Here is an 18359-nt window from a genome sequence, read left to right as displayed (position 1 = left end):
AAGGCTGCAGCATGCTCAGTTGCCGCGATAGGTTGAAAAGCCGTACGGGCTCAGCAGGAGCGGAATGTGGTAGTGAGGCACGCTGCCATCGGCTTCGAAAATCACCGGCACTTCAGGGAAGAAGGTGGCCGACTGATGCTTCTTGGTAAGCGTACGCCGAACTCACCTTGCGCGACTCAGGCAGGCGCCCACTGATGCGGCAGCAGTTGGCCGACCTCACTCGCCCGTTGCGTCGGCAGGCGTGTCAGCACGTCCTTGAGATAGGCATACGGATCATGCCCGTTCATGCGGGCCGACTGGATCAGGCTCATGATCGCCGCCGCGCGTTTGCCGCTGCGTAGCGACCCGGCAAACAACCAGTTCGAGCGCCCCAGGGCCCATGGACGAATCTGGTTCTCGACCTGGTTATTGTCGATGGGCACAGCACCATCCTCGACATAGCGAGTCAGTGCCTGCCAGCGTTTAAGGCTGTAATCCAAGGCTTTCGCCGTGGCCGATCCGTTGGGCACAAGATCACGCTGGGCCAGTATCCAGTCATGCAGTGTATCGAGGATCGGTGAAGCCTTTTCCTGTCGTATTCGCCAGCGTTCTTCATCGCTCATGTCCCGTGCTTGCCGTTCGATTTCGTACAGGCTGCCCATCGCGTGCAGTGCTTGTTCGGCCAACTGGCTTTTGTTTGCAGCGTGCAGATCGAAGAACTTGCGGCGGGCGTGGGCCATGCAGCCGATTTCGGTAATGCCTTGCTCGAAGCTGGCCTTGTAGCCAGCGAAGTCGTCGCAGACCAGCTTGCCATTCCACTGACCAAGAAAATTGCGCGCATGCTCGCCGGCACGGCTGGGACTGAAGTCATACACCACGGCCTTCAGATCGGCGAAGGGTGTGGTGCTGTAGGCCCAGACGTAAGCCCGATGGGTTTTCTTCTCGCCTGGGGTGAGCATTTGCACCGGGGTTTCGTCAGCGTGGATCACGCGTTGGCCCAGCACGGCTTCGCGCAGGGCATCGACTAGCGGCTGGAGCTGCACGCCGGTTTGTCCGACCCACTGCGCCAGTGTCGAGCGAGCGATGGCCAGGCCGGCACGGCCAAAGATTTTCTCTTGCCGATATAGCGGCAAGTGGTCGGCGAATTTGGCCACCATCACGTGAGCCAGAAGGCCGGCGGTGGGGATGCCCTTGTCGATCACCTGGGCCGGCACGGGGGCCTGGATCAGTGTTTCGCACTGGCGACAGGCCCATTTCCCACGCACATGCTGTTCGACGGTGAAAACGCCCGGCGTGTAATCCAGCTTTTCGCTGATGTCTTCACCGATGCGTTGCAGCTGGCAGCCGCAGGCGCATTGGGTGTTCTCCGGTTCGTGGCGGATCACGGTGCGCGGAAATTGTGCCGGCAGCGGTGTGCGCTTGGGCTGTTGGCGGGGTTCGGCTGGAGCAACCGGGGGATTGACAGCTTTCAGCTCCGCCTCGATGGCGGCGATGTCAGTGTCGAGCAGGTCGTCCAGCAAGCTACCCTGGTCAGGGCTCAGTTGCTCGCTACGCTTGGCAAACTTGTGCCGTTTGTACCAAGCGATTTCGTGTGTGAGCTGCTCAATGATGGTTTGATCACGGTGGATTTTCTTGCCCATCACGTCGACCTGCGTCAGCAACTGCGCGGCCAGTGTGCGCAGTTGCTCAGCTGTCAGTTGGTCGAGATTGGGCGAGGGGTTCATGCTGCTGATTGTGCCAGAGCAGACGCTCTGCGCAGATACACCGATGGGCTAATGGCCGGTGCTACAGCACTGTGATCGCGCCGCCCGCACCGACCCGCTGCCAGGGCAGCCCCAGTACCAACGCCTGAAGTTGCTCGGTGTCGAGTTCAACTTCCGAGCCGTGGCGGATGCCTGGCCAGTGAAACTTGCCCTGGTTCAATCGCCGCGCGGCCAGCCAGATACCCACGCCGTCATGCACCAGGACTTTCATGCGGTTGGCGCGGCGATTGGCGAACAGATAGGCGCAGTGCGGCTTCGCCGCACCGAACACCGCCACCACGCGGGCCAACGCGGTTTCAGTGCCCGCGCGCATATCCATGGGTTCGGTGGCGAGCCAGATACTATCGATACGGATCACTGGGCGAGCCCCCGGACAAAGCGGGCGCATCCTTCAGGATCGGAAGCTGGCCATTTCACTGTGATCGATTGCTCGCCCAGCGGTAGCTCGATAATCACAGCTGGTTCAACTGGTCGTTTTGGCGTAACTCTCGCAGGAACGAACGCCGGCAACGCCGCTGGCAGTTGATCTCGATAAAGCGGTAGCCACTTGCGAATGACGTTGGCATTGATGCCGTGGCGGATGGCAACGCTGGAAACGGTCGCACCGGGTTGCAGGCACTCCTGAACAACCTGGGCCTTGAACGGTTTGGGGTAAGAGCTTCGTTGGCGCATGGAAATCCCGGCGATAAGGGCTATCGCGTCCGCTTAAAAATACGCGGACACCATCGTCCTTAATGCTGGAGTTCGGAAGGTGAGTTGGCCGGACGGATACCGAGCGTCTCACAAGATGCAGCATGATCAATTAACCCGTTCCGACAAACAGGCGTCAAATTGACCATACACTGAACCGACTCAAGGAACAGCCACCGCACGGAAGCTCAGGCCCGTACAAGCCTCTAACACGTACCCGCGGATCTGTTCTCTCAGGCATGAGGCCGCCAATATGTACACCCATCAAAGCTGCGATCCGCACGCAAAAGTGTTCTATCGCCCCATCGATGTAGCTATCCGTTGGTGCGATCTTATGGCTTATGAGTCTCAAATTCTTGAGCTCGCCAACGATTGCCCCGCAGCACTGTCCACGACCTTCCCTCAATGGCCATGCCTCCACGCCAACACCGAAAAAATCTTCGATGCAGTGCGCAACCATGAACTTCCGTTCGGCTATTTTGGCGTAACGGTAGCACCAGATACACCCATCGACTGCCGGCTGCTCACAGTCAGGCATACAGACCTGAAAAGGTGGATGTTTCATCATTATCCCGATCAGCGTCCGGCGTTCCTATTTGGAAAACTGCCCGCCGAGAATGAACAAATCAGCGTTGGTACTTACTTGACGTTGCGAGCTGACCGAGATGCTCTGGAGGTAGAGCTCAAAGCGAGTGACGCCGCCCTTCGTGAGCTTCTTGAAGAGCTCAAGGCTATCGGTTTGGAAAGGGAAAGCTTACGCGCACTCGTTAAAGCACAAGGTAAGCTCAGCGAGCGAAGCGAAACTGGATATCAACATGTCATCGGCGCTTTACTCGAAACACTCCTCGGATCCTCGCCAGCTGGAAAACCCAACTCCGTATTCGGTAGCCAAGCCGCTATCGTTGATTCAATAACTGCGCACTATGAAGGCACTCCAGGTTTGAGCAAACGCTCTCTCGATGAGAAGTTCGCCGCCGCCCGACGGAGCCTTTCCCGAACGTAAGTCCGGCAATCATTGCACTGCAATCTCAGCGATTGCAGTGCAATGACGCCCTTCCCCTACTGCTATTCAATTCAGGTCACTTCCCACAACGCGCCAATCGGCGCCAGGAGTGACCAGCATGTCCAGCCAATCTTCGTCCATCGTTGAAGCACCTCTACCTCCGGTCGAACGTCACATCATGCGGCGGGACGAGGTTGAGCGTAAAACGGGCTTCAAGCGGGCGCACATCTACAACCTAATGAAGGAAGGTAAATTCCCTCAGGCTAAACGCATTGGATTGCGCGCCGTAGGCTGGGACTCGCTGGAGATCGAGCGGTGGGTCATTGAACGCCTAGGCCAGCAGGCCTGATGCCATGCGTGTGGTATCGGTGGTTTCCACCAAAGGTGGGGTCGGAAAAACAACTGTGGCCGCCAACCTCGGCGGTCTTCTGGCAGATGCGGGCCTACGCGTCCTGCTGCTCGATCTGGATAGCCAGCCCACCCTTTCCAGCTATTACGCATTGAGCTACAAGGCCATCGCTGGTGCGTACGAGTTCATTGCGCTCAACCTGACAGATCCTTCGCAGATAATTTCCACGACCACGGTTATTGGTCTCGACCTGATACTCTCCAACGATGATCAAGGCAGACTGGGGACCTTGTTGCTGCATGCCCCTGATGGGCGACTGCGTTTGCGCAATCTGCTGGATGCCTTCCGCCCCAGTTACGACCTGCTTTTGATCGACACCCAAGGCGCGCGAAGCGTGCTGCTGGAGATGGCCCTACTAGCCTCAGATCTCGCCCTATCTCCCATCACGCCGGAAATGCTCACCGCCCGTGAACTGCGCCGCGGCACCTTGAAGCTGCTCAGCGAACTCGAGCCGTTCCGCCTCCTAGGAATTACACCGCCCCCCTTACGACTGCTACTGAACCAGGTGAATGCCATTCGGGTGGACACACGAATGATCATCCGTGGCCTGCGCGAGACCTTCGCTGGGGCTACCAATATCTCGGTTCTAGACGCCGTAGTTCCAGACCGAGTGGCATACCTCAATGCCGCCTCCCTCGGCCTGCCGGTCCACCGAATCGAATCGCGCCAGTCACGTGAACGACGCTCGCCATCCGCGCTGGAAACCATGCAAGCGCTGGCCATCGAGTTGTTTCCGGAATGGCGCGAGGTGATATCTACGGTGAGCAGGTGCGCGGAGGTTAAATGAGGCAACACACCAAGCCGGCGTTTCTCTCCACGGCATTTAAATCGACCTTGATGCCAACAGCGTTTGGCAAGGAGACTTTTGATGTTGGATCAGCTTCCCATCATCGTTCAACCATCCATTTGCCCCCACCACCCACCTAGCGAGGAGTACTGCACTGTGGTCTTTCGCCTGCAAGGCGGGCGCTTGGCCATGGGTTGGTTCCTCGCGGAACTGTCTCGGTATTTCGAAGGCTCGGGTACTGCCGAGATCGTCAAGTTCGAGGTCGGTGACCATTTGCGTAACGGGCGTTAATTGAGGCTGTTCAAATGAAGAAGCTCAGTCAGGAGGAGATCACCGACAAGCTGCATCAGGACCACTTCCCTCGGGGTCCAGAACTTGAGCAGCTGTCCGATCCAGTAATGGATACACCTATGCTGGTTACGCTGGAGCAGTTGCGGCCCTACGAACACAACCCGCGTTTCATCCGTAATCCGCTGTATGACGATATCAAGTCCTCCATCCGTGAACGTGGGCTGGATCAACCACCGCCGATTACCCGCCGCCCGGGAGAAACCTATTTCATCATCCGAAACGGTGGTAATACGCGCTTGGCCATTCTAGGCGAGCTGTGGCAGGAAACCCGTGACGAGCGCTTCTTTCGCATTCATTGCCTGTTCCGACCTTGGATAAATGAACTCACCGCCCTACTAGGCCATCTGGCCGAAAGCGATCTGCACGGCCAACTCACCTTCATCGAACGTGCTCTGGCTGTAGCCAAACTCAAAACCATGCTCGAACCAGATGGAACTGTGCTCTCGCAACGTGAGCTAGCACGACGTCTTGCCGCCGGAGGCTATCCGATTTCGCAGTCACACATTAGCCGGATGCTCGACACTCTTGAACACTTACTGCCCGCAATTCCACAAACCCTGTATGCCGGATTGGGTAAGCCTCAGATCGAACGCTTAATCAGCCTACGTAGCCAGGCTGAACGAACCTGGAACCGCTATCCAACCTCCAGCATTGCGTTCACCGAATTTTGGCTCGATACCCTGGGCTACTTCGATGCCGAACCTGAGTCCTTCGATCTTGAGCAAATACAGGATGAACTGCTCGAACGCATGAGCCGCTTACTCGGACAGTCTTACCGTTTGTTGGCCCTGGAACTGAGCGATACACAACGGGTCATCTCGACGCCTGGTGTTGTAGCCCGCGAGCCCTCAGAGAACAACCATCTGAAAAGCGTTGATGAAGCCGCGACAGGACCGACTTCCTCTGAGTCCCGTCCCAAATCAACTGAGATCATGCCCCGAACCAAACCAACGCGAGAGGATCTGCTCACCCCGCCCGAAACGAATGCATTATCAGCAGTCATCCCTCCGTCACGTGTCCAGCAGATTCGCGAACAAATCGATCGCGAGACTGCCATCGAAGCAGCATATCCAGTCGAAAACTGCACGATCGACGACATCTGGATCATCGCACCAACACTGGATACCCCCGAACAACTGCGTTTTGCAATTGCCGGATTGGCGCGGGAAATGGCGACCTATGCCGGACATCCCGAGAGCATCATCGATCAGCCGCATGGCTTGGGGTTTGCTCTGGACATCGAGCGGCTTGATCTTGCCGCGCCTCGCTCGAGCGGCATTCACCTATTGCTCCTGGCCATGTTGCGCGCTCAAGACCACGTGAACTGGGAGGATCGTAAGCAACTGCCCTCGGCATTGTTCGGCCAATTGTTACTGGGGGTCTACCAACTCCCGATGCCAGATCATCCTGCCATGGATATGGGTCTGGAGCGACTGCCCGACAGCTTGTTGATCAAGCTGTATCGGCTGATTCGTTTGGCCCGTCGCCTGATCGACTTAACGCTTCCCCCTGAAGACAACTTATCGAAGGAGCTGCCATGAGCTTTTCCTTTAACGTGCTCAACCAGGCCATGTTGACTCAGGTCCTGCATGAACTGCGCCTGGGTAACCTGCAACGCTGCAAAGCACTCGGACTGGGTGAGGACGACATCTACTTGCTGCAATCCTTACCGCCCGCCACCCTGTCGCGCCTGGCCCATGCCACCGTGTCTTGGGTCGAGGTTAAGATCGACTCACCAGTGTTACACCGGTTGATCGAGCAAGCTGATCGCGACGAGCAGAACGAGCGCTTGATCAACCGAGCACTCAAGCTCGGCGCCAGCAGCACCATCATGTACCAGTGCTTCGGCTTGGCGCATTCGGAAACCGCCCTGCGCCGACGTCTGCTCAAGATCGAAACCCGTAAAGGCCGCCCTCAGCATTTGAGCGAAGCACAGGAACATGCGCTCTGGCAGCGATGGTGCCAGCTACGCGCTCAAGACGGTACCGCGGATCAGCTCGACGCCATGATGATGCTGGCGGAGGAGCAACAGATCAGCTTGACCATCGTTTGGCAGCAGATCGACCAGTACAGCAACGGGACATGAACACTGTCTCTTCCAATCGCTGGCAGCGTGTCCTGCAGCAATGCACCCAGCAGTTGAGTGAACGCTGGCCCGCACGCCCTACCACTGAACAACCCTCCAACCAGGCTCTGCAGGCTGGCTTTCTGTTCAGTGGCCAATCACACGAAGTCGTGCCGCGTCGGCTGCTGTTGGATCATCGGCTGACGCCATTGGAGCGTAATGCCTGGCAGGTGTTTCGACTCATGCTGCAAGGCCGGGGCGTGGTCACACCGCGCTATGAGGATTTGCAGCCTTACCTATCGAGCGTGCCCTACGGTGCGTCTGCTTCCCGTGAAACCATTGCTCGGGTGTTGACGATGCTCAGGTTGACGCGCTGGCTCAGTTTGGTGAGTCGCGGACGCGATCAGCTTAACGGACGTCTTCAAGGCTCACTGTATGTCCTGCACGATGAACCGTTAACCCCAGCCGAAGCCATGGAGCTGGATCAGGATTACCTGGTGCTGGTCGGACATGCCCTTGATCATGCGACGAAGGCGGTGCGTATTGTTGCTCAGCACGTGGTGGAGGAAGTCCGCCGGGACACGAATATTGATCGGGATCGATTACCGACGCGGCTCGAGAGCTGGGGCGAACACTGGACGCAGCAAGGATTGGATCAGGTAACCGACGACACGGTGCACGATTCCGAACTGGGGGAAGATCACCTCGTTCGGAATCGTGCAAGACCTCGTTCGGATTCCGAATCGGGTCTGAACGCCAGTGTTTCCGGCGCAGTTCGGAATCCGAACGCCGCCTGTACTGTATTAAAAGAAAGTATTTGTACTGTACCGCGCGCGACCCCAGCGGTGGATAACCTGCACTGGCCCGATTCGCTGCACCTGAGTCCAAGCGAGCGTCATGCCGTCGCCGTCGCGCTGGACAAGCTCAAACCAGCGGATCGTCAGGCGGTGCTCAACGAAGCGAGCGCACGCTGTACGGCAGGAGGTATCCGCAAGCCAGCGGCGTATCTGATGGGCCTAATCCAGCGCGCACTGAAAGGCGACTTTCGCCCTTGGGCAGGTCAGACAGAACCCTCACCCGTTGCAGAACCGCCCCCAATGGTACCTTCACGCCCATCCCGAAAAAAGGGCGAACCCGCATCCGCCCTCGCCCAAGCGTGCCTGAATGAGCTACGCCAACTGCGCGGCAAACGCCCTGGACGTCAGTAGATTTGATGCCAGTGGCATCAAATCTACTGAGTTCTACTGTGAGATCGCAAAGGGCAAAATCTGTGCAATCCGATCAATACAACCATCGCCATCCCTGGAAATAATCTCACTGGAATCACTCACGAACGTTTTCGAAATTAACCTTCTCAACCAAACCGAACAGTCCGCATTCAGCTTTTCGGCTGCCCCTGACCCTCATCTGTCGCAACGTTCCCGTCCAAGCCAATGCGAGGACAACACCGTGGCCGATCACTATCAACTCAATTTAGGTTCATTGCGCAGCAGCATCACCCTGACTCTGCACACTCACCACGCCGCCCGTATCTGGCAAGGTCGAACCGCATGCGAAGGCGTCCACTCCATCATGGGCATGGCCGGCTACATCAGTGTCACCAACCTGATCAAACAAACCGCGGCCCAGGACGATCCCTATGCCGATTGGGCCATTGTGCAACTTGAAGAAAAACTGATGCAGGCCAAAGCCGGGATGCTGGAATTGACCCAACAGCTGGATCGGATCAAACAGGACCTGCCGACACAGATCGACATGAGCGACAACCTCAACATCCACCCCATCACCTTGCCGTTGTACATCGGCAGCCAGCTGGGTTTTCTGGCGGTCTACTTGCTGACCGACTACGACACCCTGGTGCGTCATACCCTATTGGCCCATCACACAGCCCTGATTGGCCGCGTCGACATGGAAGCCTGGATCGACGACGGTGCCCATCTGCTGCGCAGCCTGTTCGGTCAGGCACAGCGCTATCGGCATGCCGGCGTCACGCGTGATGACATGGCGGCGAACAACGCCCGTGCCATTGCGGCCATTGAGAAACTGGGTTTGCCCCCGATGGACATTCTGGAGGGTCATCGCCGCTCCCAGTTTGCACCGCCAATCATTCGTCGTGGTGCTGTGGCAGTAGATGACGCTGACGCGTTGGCAGAGGAAGCGGGAGAGCCATCTGCGACAGTGGATGAGCCGGAGGACGAAGTATGAATCCCCTGACCTCGGCTCAAACAATTCCCTTCGAAGCGTTGACACAGGATGCCTATCGACAGCTCGAACACGCAGCCTCCCTAAAAGGCCTTTTAAAACCTTTTAAGGGTAAAGGGCAGTTGGAGCACTTGGCGCAGGTGGCGAGGGAAATTGAGGCGCAGTTATGTCACCTGATGGAGGCTGTTGTGCAGCAGGCCGGACAGCCCCCTTACTCACTGCTGGATATTCGATTGGTGCTGCAGAACACCAGCGCGGGCAGCACCTTTTTGCGTTGGCGCACCCGTGATTTTGCCCGTATGGGGGTTGCGGTCTGGGAACGCCAGGTCTGCAACAACGCCCTGCCGCAGGTCGTGCGCGAGGGATTGCACCGTTTCGAATGCGAGCGCATTGCACTGAACCTGCAGATGAGCGTCGTGCATTCGCTCTACCGCCAGGCCACGACCTGCGCGATCAAAATGGCCAGCGCCGAACAACTGCTGCGCCAGTTCACACCAGCAGTGGAGATATCACAATGAGCACTTTTTTCGTCGGCGAAGGCAATATCGGCAGTGCGCCAGAGTTCCAGGAGTTCGCCTCAGGTAATGACGAGCCACGGCGCTTGCTGCGGCTGAATGTGTACTTCGACAACCCCGTGCCACGCGAGGGCAGCTATGAAGATCGAGGTGGCTATTGGGCGCCGGTGGAGCTTTGGCACCGCGAGGCTGAACACTGGAGCACGCTGTACCAGAAAGGTATGCGTGTGTTGGTCGAAGGCCGCACCGTACGCGATGAGTGGGAGGACAGCGAAGAAAATGCGCGGGTGACCTTCAAGATCGAAGCCCGTCGCGTCGGCATCCTGCCTCATCGGGTGCACGGCGTGGTCATGCGGGAACGCACCAGTGAACCGGTGGCCTCTCAAAATACAGAGCAGGCCAGTTCACCTGCTTCGAAACCCAAGAAACGCAGAGGACAACCACCTACGGCCTGACAGGCTTCAGGCATAAAAAATGCGCCTTTGCGCGAAGTTGCTGGCCAGTTATTACTGGCTGCTCGTGAAGACCCATCCTGTTATCCAGACTACAACCAGACAGCAACCTCGGACCATACAGGCCTGCCCTCACCGACTAATATAAGGGACTTGCCATTCAGTTTTCTCATATCTCGCCACTGCTGTTTTCACCAACGCTGCTCCGAACTCAATCCGGAGCAGTTCTATGCGCCTCTTCCTCTGCGAAAAACCTTCCCAGGGTCGGGACATCGCCAAGGTACTCGGGGCCACTCGGCGTGGTGACGGTTGCCTGATCGGCACAGAGACAACCGTCACCTGGTGTATCGGCCACCTGCTGGAGACAGCATCGCCTGAAGCCTATGGCGAGCAATTCAAGAGTTGGTCGTTGGATCATCTACCGATCATTCCCACGCAGTGGCAGGTTGAGGTCAAACCCAAGACTTCCGCGCAGCTCAAAATCATCAAACACCTGCTGAGTGAAGCCTCCAGTGTTGTCATCGCGACCGACGCCGATCGCGAAGGTGAAATGATTGCCCGCGAGCTACTGGAACTCTGCAAGTATCGAGGTCCCGTTCAACGTCTTTGGTTGTCCGCACTCAATGAGGCGTCGATTCGCAACGCACTGTCCTCACTAAAGTCTGGTCAGGAGACCTTCCTGCTTTACCACTCAGCCCTCGCCCGCAGCCGAGCCGACTGGCTGATCGGCATGAACCTGAGTCGTTTGTTTACCCTTCTTGGTCGGCGGGCGGGCTACGACGGTGTATTGTCGGTTGGACGCGTCCAGACACCCACTTTACGTCTGGTGGTCGATCGGGATCGTGCGATTGCCAGCTTCGTCTCGGTGCCCTACTGGGAAGTGGAGGTGCACCTGTCCGCAATGGGGCAACCATTCATCGCGTCGTGGTTACCACCCAGCTCAGGGCAGGACGAGGCAGGTCGTTGCCTGCAACAAGCGCTGGCAATTCAGGCGGCCCAAGCGATTTCTAGCGGTAAGACCGCCACAGTGCTCTCGCTGCAGACTGAGCGTTTCCGAGAACCTCCACCCCTGCCCTTCGACCTGAGCACACTGCAAGAAGTCTGCTCGCGCAAGCTGGGACTCGGCGTTCAGGAAACCCTGAACATCGCCCAAGCCCTGTATGAAACCCACAAAGCCACCACCTACCCACGCAGCGATTGCCGTTATTTGCCAGAGAGTATGTTCAATGAGGTACCCGCGGTATTCGATGCCCTGCTCAAAACGGATCCGGCGCTGCAGCCCACATTCGGAAGACTCGATCGATCACTGCACTCCCGCGTGTGGAACGATGCCAAGGTCACCGCGCACCACGGCATCATCCCCACCACCGAGCCGGCGAACCTGGCGCGCATGTCCGAACAAGAACGCCAAGTCTACGAACTGATTCGTAGCCACTACCTCGCGCAATTTCTTCCGCATCATGAGTTTGATCGAACTCAGGTCGAACTGGAGTGCGGCGGAGAGCGTTTGACTACTGTTGGCAAACAGATCCTGATCCAGGGCTGGAAAGGCTTGCTCTACGAAAACACCGAGGAGGATGAGCCCAGTCAAAAGTCCCAAGTCTTACCCGTCCTGCAACAGGGTACTCAGTGCGCAGTGAACGACGTCGAACTCAAATCCATGCGCACTGCCGCTCCCAAACCTCTCACCGAAGGCGATCTGATCAAGGCGATGAAAAACGTGGCCAAGCTGGTCAACGACCCACGCCTGAAACAGAAACTTCGGGACACCACCGGAATCGGTACCGAAGCCACGCGAGCCGGCATCATCAAGGGGTTGATTGATCGCGGCTATTTGCTGAAGAAAAAACGCGCCTTAATGGCCTCCGCAGCGGCCCATACTCTGATAGAGGCGGTACCCGCTGCAGTCGCGGATCCGGGTATGACCGCGATCTGGGAACAGGCTCTGGACGAAATCGAAGCGGGAAGTCTGACCCTGGATGCGTTCGTCGCCAAGCAGGCAAATTGGATTGCACAATTGGTCGAACACTGTGGCGCACTCACCTTGGCGGTACCGGTCGAAGCCGGCCCGACCTGCCCCATTTGCAACGCCTCAACGCGCAGGCGAAAGGGGAAATCAGGGGCGTTCTGGTCATGCTCCCACTACCCCGACTGTAAGGGAACAGTGCCGATCAGAAAAGATACGCGTCGCTCATGACGCTTCACTGGAGATCGGCATGAGTATTGGGGTGATGTGCTGATCAGTGCATCATCAACGGCGACTGATCCCTCTCTAAGTCGATAAAGCGTTGTCCGATTTCACGGGCCAAGGCAAAGAAAGTGACCGCGCCTTTATCCTGGCAACCGTCGAACAATTGGCCGCTCATCTCGGCAGTAAGTAACCTCTTTCATCGTGCTCAATGTAGTGGCTTATGCGGGATCGCCCACTGGCTTGACGTGATCCTACCCTCTCTGCTGTAGTGTCTCAGGATCATCGCCAACGGCGACCCAAGACCGAATCGCTCTGGGCAGCTCGGTCGAACTCCTTGAGTTCGGAGCCTTCTCTTCTGCGGGATTTCGTTCCCGTTTTGTGCTCGACCTGATCGTGGTGGCGGATGACCACTGTTGCCTTCGCCAGGCAATAGCGGTCATCCGCTTCGGCGATCGTATTCAGTCCCGGAGCTCGCCGGGGAAACACTGGGCGCCCTTTGTGCGCGGATGCGTGCCAGCAAATTCCTACCCAGGCCACGACAAGGGTCGGTTGGCGAGTCATGGCGCAGTTAAATCAGGCTTTGCGAGGAGCTTGTCGACTGCGTCAGACCGTCAAAGGTGGCTTTTCTGTTCCTCGCCTGGCACCCCGCCAGGCCCACTCTTCACTTTCTTCAGTCCAGTGACTACCACTACATTCCGGCCATAAAAAATCGGCTTGCGGCGTCTTGACGCGCCCCTGTGACAGGCATATACAAAGGGCGTGGTTCGCTGTCGTTGACAGCCCAGCCCAGGTAGCTTGAACCTTCAAGGCTACGCCACGCTTGTGGTGGTTTCCCCAAGTGCGATCAGCGTTCGGAAGCTCGCGCGGTCACCGCTTCAGCGGCGATGAATGCCTGCTACCCCATGCCTGCGGATGACCACCGCAGATATTTCTCTGTTGCGCCAGTATTCCCCAAGTGCATCCTTCTGATCGCCATCGGCTTGCCGGTGGCGAATCGTTCATCGCTCGACTTCACCTAATCCACCCTGACGGGGGCTCACCTCCCCGTCAGGGGTTGTGCGTCGCCGTTTTCCCTTGAAACAGGAGAACCACCATGGCTCACGCCAACCAACCCCAAGAAGCGACCACTTACTTCAACCTGCACACCGTCGGTATTGGCTACCTCAACCGTGTTCGTGAAGTCCAAGTCCGCCGCGGCCAACCCTTCATGGCCTGCGATATCGCCGCCCTGCACGGTGCCACCGATGCGGTCGAGTACACCCGTTTCGACTGCAATGTCGCTGGGGGTGAAGCTGAACGCTTGATTCGTCTCTATACGGACGCCGTCAACGCCGAGAAAAAGGTCTTACTGTCGTTCCGTATCGGCGACCTGTGGATTGATCCGTTTCTCTACGAGAAAGGCGAAAAAAAAGGTCAACCGGGCGCCAGCCTGAAAGGTCGTTTGCTGTTTATCGACTGGATCAAGATCGACGGCACGTTCGAGTACAAAGCGCCCGCCAGGCAGGAAGCAACAGCACCTGCTGAGCAAGTGCCCACCAGTGAGTCATCCCCACCATCGGCTGATGCCGAAGCTGAGGAGATCGAAAACCCAACAGAGGCTCGGGTTGAACCTGAATCACCACCCGCTCCCCGCACGGCTCGCCGTGATGTCACCCGTACCGTTCAGTCCGCCTGAACAGTCCACGATGTTCCTCATCAAGGCGCTCCGTCGAGCGCCTTTTCTTCAATCCGCACAGGAGAACCAACATGGAATCCTTCTGGCTTTGCGACGACTGCTTGTTCGCGGCTGCTTACGAGGACTACAGCACGTTATCGCTCTACTACACGACGGATGAAATCGAGAAACGCATCGCCGGCATCCATCGTGGACTGGTTCGGTTAATGCCCATCAGTGCCGACTTCGATCCCGAAACCGGCGGGGGAGTAAAAGCCTTTTCCCCATTGCCCTGCGACGGTTGTGGCTCACCCCTGCACGGTCAACGCCACCGATTCACTCGGCTGTAAACATCTCGTCATCGGCTAATGCCCGCGACTCTCTATCCACCTCGGGGATACCACTCCCCTCGGGTGTGTACCCCTGATGGTTCCCTTCGGAGGTACCACCATGAGCACCCCACTCACACTGATTGAGACCTCGGATTTCGAGGCTGATCGTATCGTCCAAGAAAACCAGGTGATCGACGAAGCACTGCATATTCTGGATCGTCGGCTGTTCGCCCGCGGCCCTAACCTGACGTCGCCTGACGCCGTGGCTTCATACCTAAAACTGCATCTTGTGCAACAAGAGCATGAAGTCTTCGGTGTGATATTTCTCGATGCCAAGCACCGGGTGTTGGCGTTCGAAGTCCTCTTTCACGGCAGTATTGATGGCGCCAGCGTTTACCCCCGCCAAGTCGTTAAGCGTTCCCTAGCGCATAACGCCGCGGCTGCCATTTTTGTTCATAACCACCCGTCAGGTTGTACAGAACCCAGCCAGGCGGATCACATCTTGACTGCACGGCTGAAAGAGGCCTTGGCCTTGATCGAAGTGCGCGTACTGGATCACTTCATCGTGGGTGAAGGTCGTCCACTTTCCCTTGCCGAACATGGTTGGCTTTAACCCTCACAGGCGTCTTCGGGCGCCTTGTTCATTTTCATTCTGGAGAACCCTCATGAACCCCACACACCGAGCTGCGGCCTCAAACCCATTTGCTCGCGGTTACGACAACCTTCATATCGAACGGCTGCTACTGATCACCTACGAAGACGACTGCCCTCCCTGCTTTCGACCAGTGCATGACGCACAAACCCATCTGCCCGACGACGAGCTGCAACTGTTCCCCTGCCTGTTCAATGACGATTTCGCCGTGATCAGCGAAGGCCACTCCATTCCGGATAATTTGGATGAGCGCTGTCAGTCCAGCGGGCTAGTGCGCCAAGTGATCTACGCTGTGATGGGCGAAATGCTCAACGAGCGGCATCACCTCGGTGATCTGTACTCCCTGGAAGAGGCCCAAGCCATGGTCCATCGCTTGAGCTTCGAAACGGGACACTACAGTCGAGCCTGGGAAATCAGTACCGCGCACCTTCCCGAAGAAGCGATGCTTTATCTGGAGGAGTGGGTCAGTAACTTCGCTCTGCGGCAAACCGGCCTCTTGTTCGAGCTTTTTACGCTGCCAGATTGCTGCGGTATCGGTTGCAAACTGATCGGCACGCCATGGACGGACGAGAACTTGCTGAACATTGCGGGCAATCGTCATTCGAGCTTGAGACAAGAACAACTCGACGCAGGCACACCGGAAGCCTTGGTCAACGTACTGTATTTGGCGGCATTGGCGGATGTGCGATTGTTGATCTTCGACCCCGACGCTGCCGTCTTGGATGGGCTCGCCATTTTCGATGAATAGCAACGTGTTCAGCGTTAACACGACCCACCTTGAATCAACTTTCTCACTGAATCGCTCCTTCACTTCATGTCAGGTTCTGCACTGAATCTGACATGAGGTTTTTTCCATGGAGCGTTTTTTCACGCCTGTCTGCCTGCTGGGTTTGTTGAGCGCCTGCACCGCGCAAATCCCCAACTCTTTGCCGACCCATCCAGAGATCGACAGTTACTCCAATCGGGCCCAGCACTCGAAGGGCATAGCCGAAGAAAGCCATCAGGCAGAGCTTCATTATGGCCGCTACACGCTGGTCAGCACCGAGCCCACCACGGAACAACGCGATCTTCTTGCCCAAATCATTGACGTGAGCATCCCGTCCAGCCTGAACCCTTCAGTGCAGGATGCATTGCAGTACGTATTGCAGCGCTCGGGCTATGCGCTCTGCCCCGTTACCGCGTCGGTGAGGGTGCTGTTTACTCGGCCCCTGCCCGCGGCCCATTACCGGCTCGGCCCGATCTCTTTGCGCCGCGCGCTCCAAGTGCTCGCTGGCCCCGCCTGGCAACTCACGACCGACGAAGTCAGCCGTTCAGTCTGCTTCGAACAGCAGAAAACGGAGGCCGGCGTCGCGCTGATCACACCCGTCTCGCCCCATCTGTTGGAGGCACTCCCATGAGAGCCTCGACGTTTCAAACTCTCATCATTGGGCTGCTTTGCTTGGCGGTCGCCGGCCAGAGCGGTGGTTTGTATAACCAGTATCAACGCGTGGCCGAACTGCAGAGCACGAACACCCAACACCTACAAACCCTGGACACCCTGCAACATGATTCAAGCGCCCTCAAGGATGCCCAGGAGAAGCTGCAGTACGCGCTGAAAGATCTGAAGCAGATGGTCGATACTGGTGAGCAACAGGCCAATACCCTCGATCCGATGTTGGATCAGTGGGCGCAAGAGATACAGGAACTGCGTGATGGTCTCGCAGCCCGCGCCACCCAGGCAGACCTGACAGCGCTGCGCGCACGCCTTGAACAGGTCGAGCAGCAGTTCCTGGACCTCAAGACCCAGCCATCACCCCCACCGCCGATGCATTCAGCGCCCAAACCGAAACAGACCGCTCGCCCAAAATCCGTCCCGCTCTCGCCACCTTTCTCGGTGTTGGGTGTCGAGTCCCGCGGGGGTGAGCGCTTTCTGGCGGTCGCTCCGCATGACAGTCGCTCGCTTATGGATGTTCGGCTGCTGCACAGCGGCGAGCAGCTCGGCGCCTGGCACCTGAAAGTGCTGGAGCCGCACTCAGCCATCTTCGCGGTGGCCGCTCAGCCAGACCAGACCGTGCCCCTCCCTTGAGAAGCGATCATGAACAGAGCGTTACTGCCCGCCGTCGTCTGTTTCGTTTCACTGCTTAGCACGAGCGCTGCGATGGGCAACCCTGCCACGACACAATCACGGCTCCAGGACACGCAGTCCGCTCCCCTGGAGCGCTCTCACGCTGAACAGACGGCGAGCTGGGGGCTGACGGAGCAGGAGTGGACGCGCTTCGAACAGATCCAAGCCGGCCCGCGCGGTTTCTGGAGCCCGAACCTCGATCCGTTGACCGCACTCGGGGTCGAGGCCGAGACCGACCAAGAGCGCCAACGCTATGCCGAATTACAGGTAATGCTGGAAGCCAAACGCGCCGAGCGCGAGTTGGCCTACCAAAACGCTTACACCGCGGCCTGGGCCAAGTTATTTCCTGGGCTACTGCCGATCCAGGGTATGGCATCCCCATCCCCTGCCAGCTCAGCGGTCGCGCCGCGCCAAGCCCTGTTTGTGGAAGACCACTGCCCGGCATGCACTGCCGAAGCACAACGTTTGCAAAACAGTGACACGGCGTTCGATATCTACCTGGTGGGCAGCCAAGGCGAGGATGAACGCGTCCGTAACTGGGCTCGGCAAGCCGATATCGATCCGGCCAAGGTGCAACGCCGGCAGATCACCCTGAACCATGACCGTGGTCGCTGGTTCAGCCTGGGTGCTCCGGGGCCATTGCCCGCCACATTTCAACAGGTGAACGGACAATGGCAACGCCTCGACTGAGTGGTCTTGCGCTCATGCTGACGATGCTCGCAGCCCAGGCTGACGAACTTCCGCCTCCGGCCTATCAACTGGCGGCGCATGACGCCGGCATCCCTTCTACGGTGCTGTTCGCGATTGCGCTGCAGGAGAGTGGACTCCGCGTCCGTGGCCGACTGCTGCCCTGGCCCTGGACCCTGAACATCACCGGAACACCCTACCGCTTCGCCACTCGCCAGACCGCCTGTCACGCCTTACTTCAGGCACTCGCCCAACATGACGCCAAGCGGGTCGATGTCGGTCTCGGGCAAACCAATCTGGGTTATCACGGACAACGTTTTTCCAGTCCCTGCGAAGCCCTCGACCCCTACCGAAATCTCGCTGTGACCGCCGCGCTGTTGCAGGAGCATCACGCCGCCACCGGTAATTGGGTGTCAGCGGCTGGACGTTATCACCGCCCGGCAGGAGGAACGCCGGCCGCGCGTTACCGCGCCGGCTTTTCCCGGCAACTCAAACGGTTGCTGGTTTCCTTCGAATAAGGCAC

Annotated in this window: 22 protein-coding genes and 1 pseudogene; 19 read left to right on the top strand and 4 right to left on the bottom strand. The window is 57.9% G+C overall.

The genetic code is table 11. From position 1 onward, the window contains the following. Positions 1 to 15: 15 nt before the first annotated feature. The 4 genes and pseudogenes from AC19YT_RS12635 to tnpA form a co-directional block, all read right to left on the bottom strand. Positions 16 to 138: pseudogene (locus tag AC19YT_RS12635) on the bottom strand (hydroxyisourate hydrolase); the annotation flags it as partial. Positions 139 to 176: 38 nt separating this feature from the next. Then, on the bottom strand, positions 177 to 1703 hold the full coding sequence (gene tnpC / locus AC19YT_RS12630) for an IS66 family transposase (protein WP_236310297.1): 1527 nt from the start codon (positions 1701 to 1703) through the stop codon (positions 177 to 179). Positions 1704 to 1764: 61 nt separating this feature from the next. Continuing rightward, on the bottom strand, positions 1765 to 2100 hold the full coding sequence (gene tnpB / locus AC19YT_RS12625) for an IS66 family insertion sequence element accessory protein TnpB (protein WP_003282984.1): 336 nt from the start codon (positions 2098 to 2100) through the stop codon (positions 1765 to 1767). Next, positions 2097 to 2414 (bottom strand): IS66-like element accessory protein TnpA, encoded by a 318-nt coding sequence (gene tnpA / locus AC19YT_RS12620; RefSeq protein WP_003282986.1) that lies wholly within the window; start codon positions 2412 to 2414, stop codon positions 2097 to 2099. The genes tnpB and tnpA overlap by 4 nt, the downstream gene beginning before the upstream one ends. Positions 2415 to 2685: 271 nt before the next feature. Here tnpA and AC19YT_RS12615 point away from each other — a divergent pair, with 271 nt between their 5' ends. The 19 genes from AC19YT_RS12615 to AC19YT_RS12525 all read left to right on the top strand — a co-directional run bounded on the left by AC19YT_RS12615 (position 2686) and on the right by AC19YT_RS12525 (position 18354). Continuing rightward, complete coding sequence (locus tag AC19YT_RS12615; protein WP_348126585.1) at positions 2686 to 3435, top strand: hypothetical protein; 750 nt, start codon at positions 2686 to 2688, stop codon at positions 3433 to 3435. Positions 3436 to 3553: 118 nt separating this feature from the next. Beyond that, on the top strand, positions 3554 to 3784 hold the full coding sequence (locus tag AC19YT_RS12610) for an AlpA family phage regulatory protein (protein WP_348126583.1): 231 nt from the start codon (positions 3554 to 3556) through the stop codon (positions 3782 to 3784). A gap of 4 nt (positions 3785 to 3788) precedes the next feature. Beyond that, positions 3789 to 4631 (top strand): ParA family protein, encoded by an 843-nt coding sequence (locus AC19YT_RS12605; protein WP_500610353.1) that lies wholly within the window; start codon positions 3789 to 3791, stop codon positions 4629 to 4631. 81 nt (positions 4632 to 4712) lie between these two features. Beyond that, entirely contained in the window at positions 4713 to 4922 is a 210-nt protein-coding gene (locus AC19YT_RS12600; RefSeq protein ID WP_348126579.1) for a hypothetical protein, read from the top strand. A 14-nt stretch (positions 4923 to 4936) separates the two neighbouring features. Further along, complete coding sequence (locus AC19YT_RS12595; RefSeq protein WP_500610352.1) at positions 4937 to 6523, top strand: ParB family protein; 1587 nt, start codon at positions 4937 to 4939, stop codon at positions 6521 to 6523. Beyond that, a complete protein-coding gene (locus AC19YT_RS12590) occupies positions 6520 to 7068 on the top strand; it encodes a DUF2857 domain-containing protein (protein ID WP_348126575.1) in 549 nt (182 codons plus the stop codon). The genes AC19YT_RS12595 and AC19YT_RS12590 overlap by 4 nt, the downstream gene beginning before the upstream one ends. Next, positions 7065 to 8255: an STY4528 family pathogenicity island replication protein gene (locus AC19YT_RS12585; protein WP_500610351.1), complete on the top strand. Its 1191-nt coding sequence runs from the start codon at positions 7065 to 7067 to the stop codon at positions 8253 to 8255. The genes AC19YT_RS12590 and AC19YT_RS12585 overlap by 4 nt, the downstream gene beginning before the upstream one ends. A gap of 241 nt (positions 8256 to 8496) precedes the next feature. Then, positions 8497 to 9252 carry a PFL_4669 family integrating conjugative element protein gene (locus AC19YT_RS12580; RefSeq protein WP_500610350.1) on the top strand — a complete coding sequence of 252 codons (756 nt, stop codon included), beginning with the start codon at positions 8497 to 8499 and terminating at the stop codon, positions 9250 to 9252. Further along, positions 9249 to 9767, top strand: coding sequence for a DUF3158 family protein (locus tag AC19YT_RS12575; protein WP_500610349.1), 519 nt, complete (start codon positions 9249 to 9251; stop codon positions 9765 to 9767). Before AC19YT_RS12580 ends, AC19YT_RS12575 begins: the two co-directional genes overlap by 4 nt. Continuing rightward, positions 9764 to 10219, top strand: a complete 456-nt coding sequence (locus tag AC19YT_RS12570; RefSeq protein ID WP_500610348.1) for a single-stranded DNA-binding protein — start codon at positions 9764 to 9766, stop codon at positions 10217 to 10219. The genes AC19YT_RS12575 and AC19YT_RS12570 overlap by 4 nt, the downstream gene beginning before the upstream one ends. 226 nt (positions 10220 to 10445) lie before the next feature. Continuing rightward, the gene (locus tag AC19YT_RS12565) at positions 10446 to 12413 is read left to right on the top strand and encodes a DNA topoisomerase III (RefSeq protein WP_500610347.1); all 1968 of its coding nucleotides are present in this window, start codon (positions 10446 to 10448) and stop codon (positions 12411 to 12413) included. A 1087-nt stretch (positions 12414 to 13500) separates the two neighbouring features. Beyond that, positions 13501 to 14082, top strand: coding sequence for an STY4534 family ICE replication protein (locus tag AC19YT_RS12560; protein ID WP_500610346.1), 582 nt, complete (start codon positions 13501 to 13503; stop codon positions 14080 to 14082). Positions 14083 to 14153: 71 nt separating this feature from the next. Then, positions 14154 to 14411, top strand: coding sequence for a hypothetical protein (locus AC19YT_RS12555; protein WP_184316529.1), 258 nt, complete (start codon positions 14154 to 14156; stop codon positions 14409 to 14411). 100 nt (positions 14412 to 14511) lie between these two features. Beyond that, positions 14512 to 15006 (top strand): RadC family protein, encoded by a 495-nt coding sequence (radC, locus tag AC19YT_RS12550; protein ID WP_500610345.1) that lies wholly within the window; start codon positions 14512 to 14514, stop codon positions 15004 to 15006. A gap of 52 nt (positions 15007 to 15058) precedes the next feature. Continuing rightward, complete coding sequence (locus AC19YT_RS12545) at positions 15059 to 15793, top strand: DUF5983 family protein (RefSeq protein WP_184316180.1); 735 nt, start codon at positions 15059 to 15061, stop codon at positions 15791 to 15793. A 106-nt stretch (positions 15794 to 15899) separates the two neighbouring features. Beyond that, positions 15900 to 16442, top strand: coding sequence for a PFGI-1 class ICE element type IV pilus protein PilL2 (gene pilL2, locus AC19YT_RS12540; protein ID WP_500610344.1), 543 nt, complete (start codon positions 15900 to 15902; stop codon positions 16440 to 16442). Next, the gene (locus AC19YT_RS12535; protein ID WP_184316175.1) at positions 16439 to 17110 is read left to right on the top strand and encodes a chemotaxis protein; all 672 of its coding nucleotides are present in this window, start codon (positions 16439 to 16441) and stop codon (positions 17108 to 17110) included. Before pilL2 ends, AC19YT_RS12535 begins: the two co-directional genes overlap by 4 nt. A 9-nt stretch (positions 17111 to 17119) precedes the next feature. After that, positions 17120 to 17839, top strand: a complete 720-nt coding sequence (locus tag AC19YT_RS12530; RefSeq protein WP_184316173.1) for a TIGR03759 family integrating conjugative element protein — start codon at positions 17120 to 17122, stop codon at positions 17837 to 17839. Then, positions 17821 to 18354, top strand: coding sequence for a lysozyme family protein (locus tag AC19YT_RS12525; RefSeq protein ID WP_184316171.1), 534 nt, complete (start codon positions 17821 to 17823; stop codon positions 18352 to 18354). Before AC19YT_RS12530 ends, AC19YT_RS12525 begins: the two co-directional genes overlap by 19 nt. The last annotated feature ends 5 nt before the right edge of the window (positions 18355 to 18359 follow it).

The sequence above is a fragment of the Pseudomonas sp. MF08875 genome, assembly GCF_059862525.1.
The sequence above is the reverse complement of the archived record's forward strand: the minus strand, read 5'-3'. Positions and strand labels throughout refer to the sequence as shown.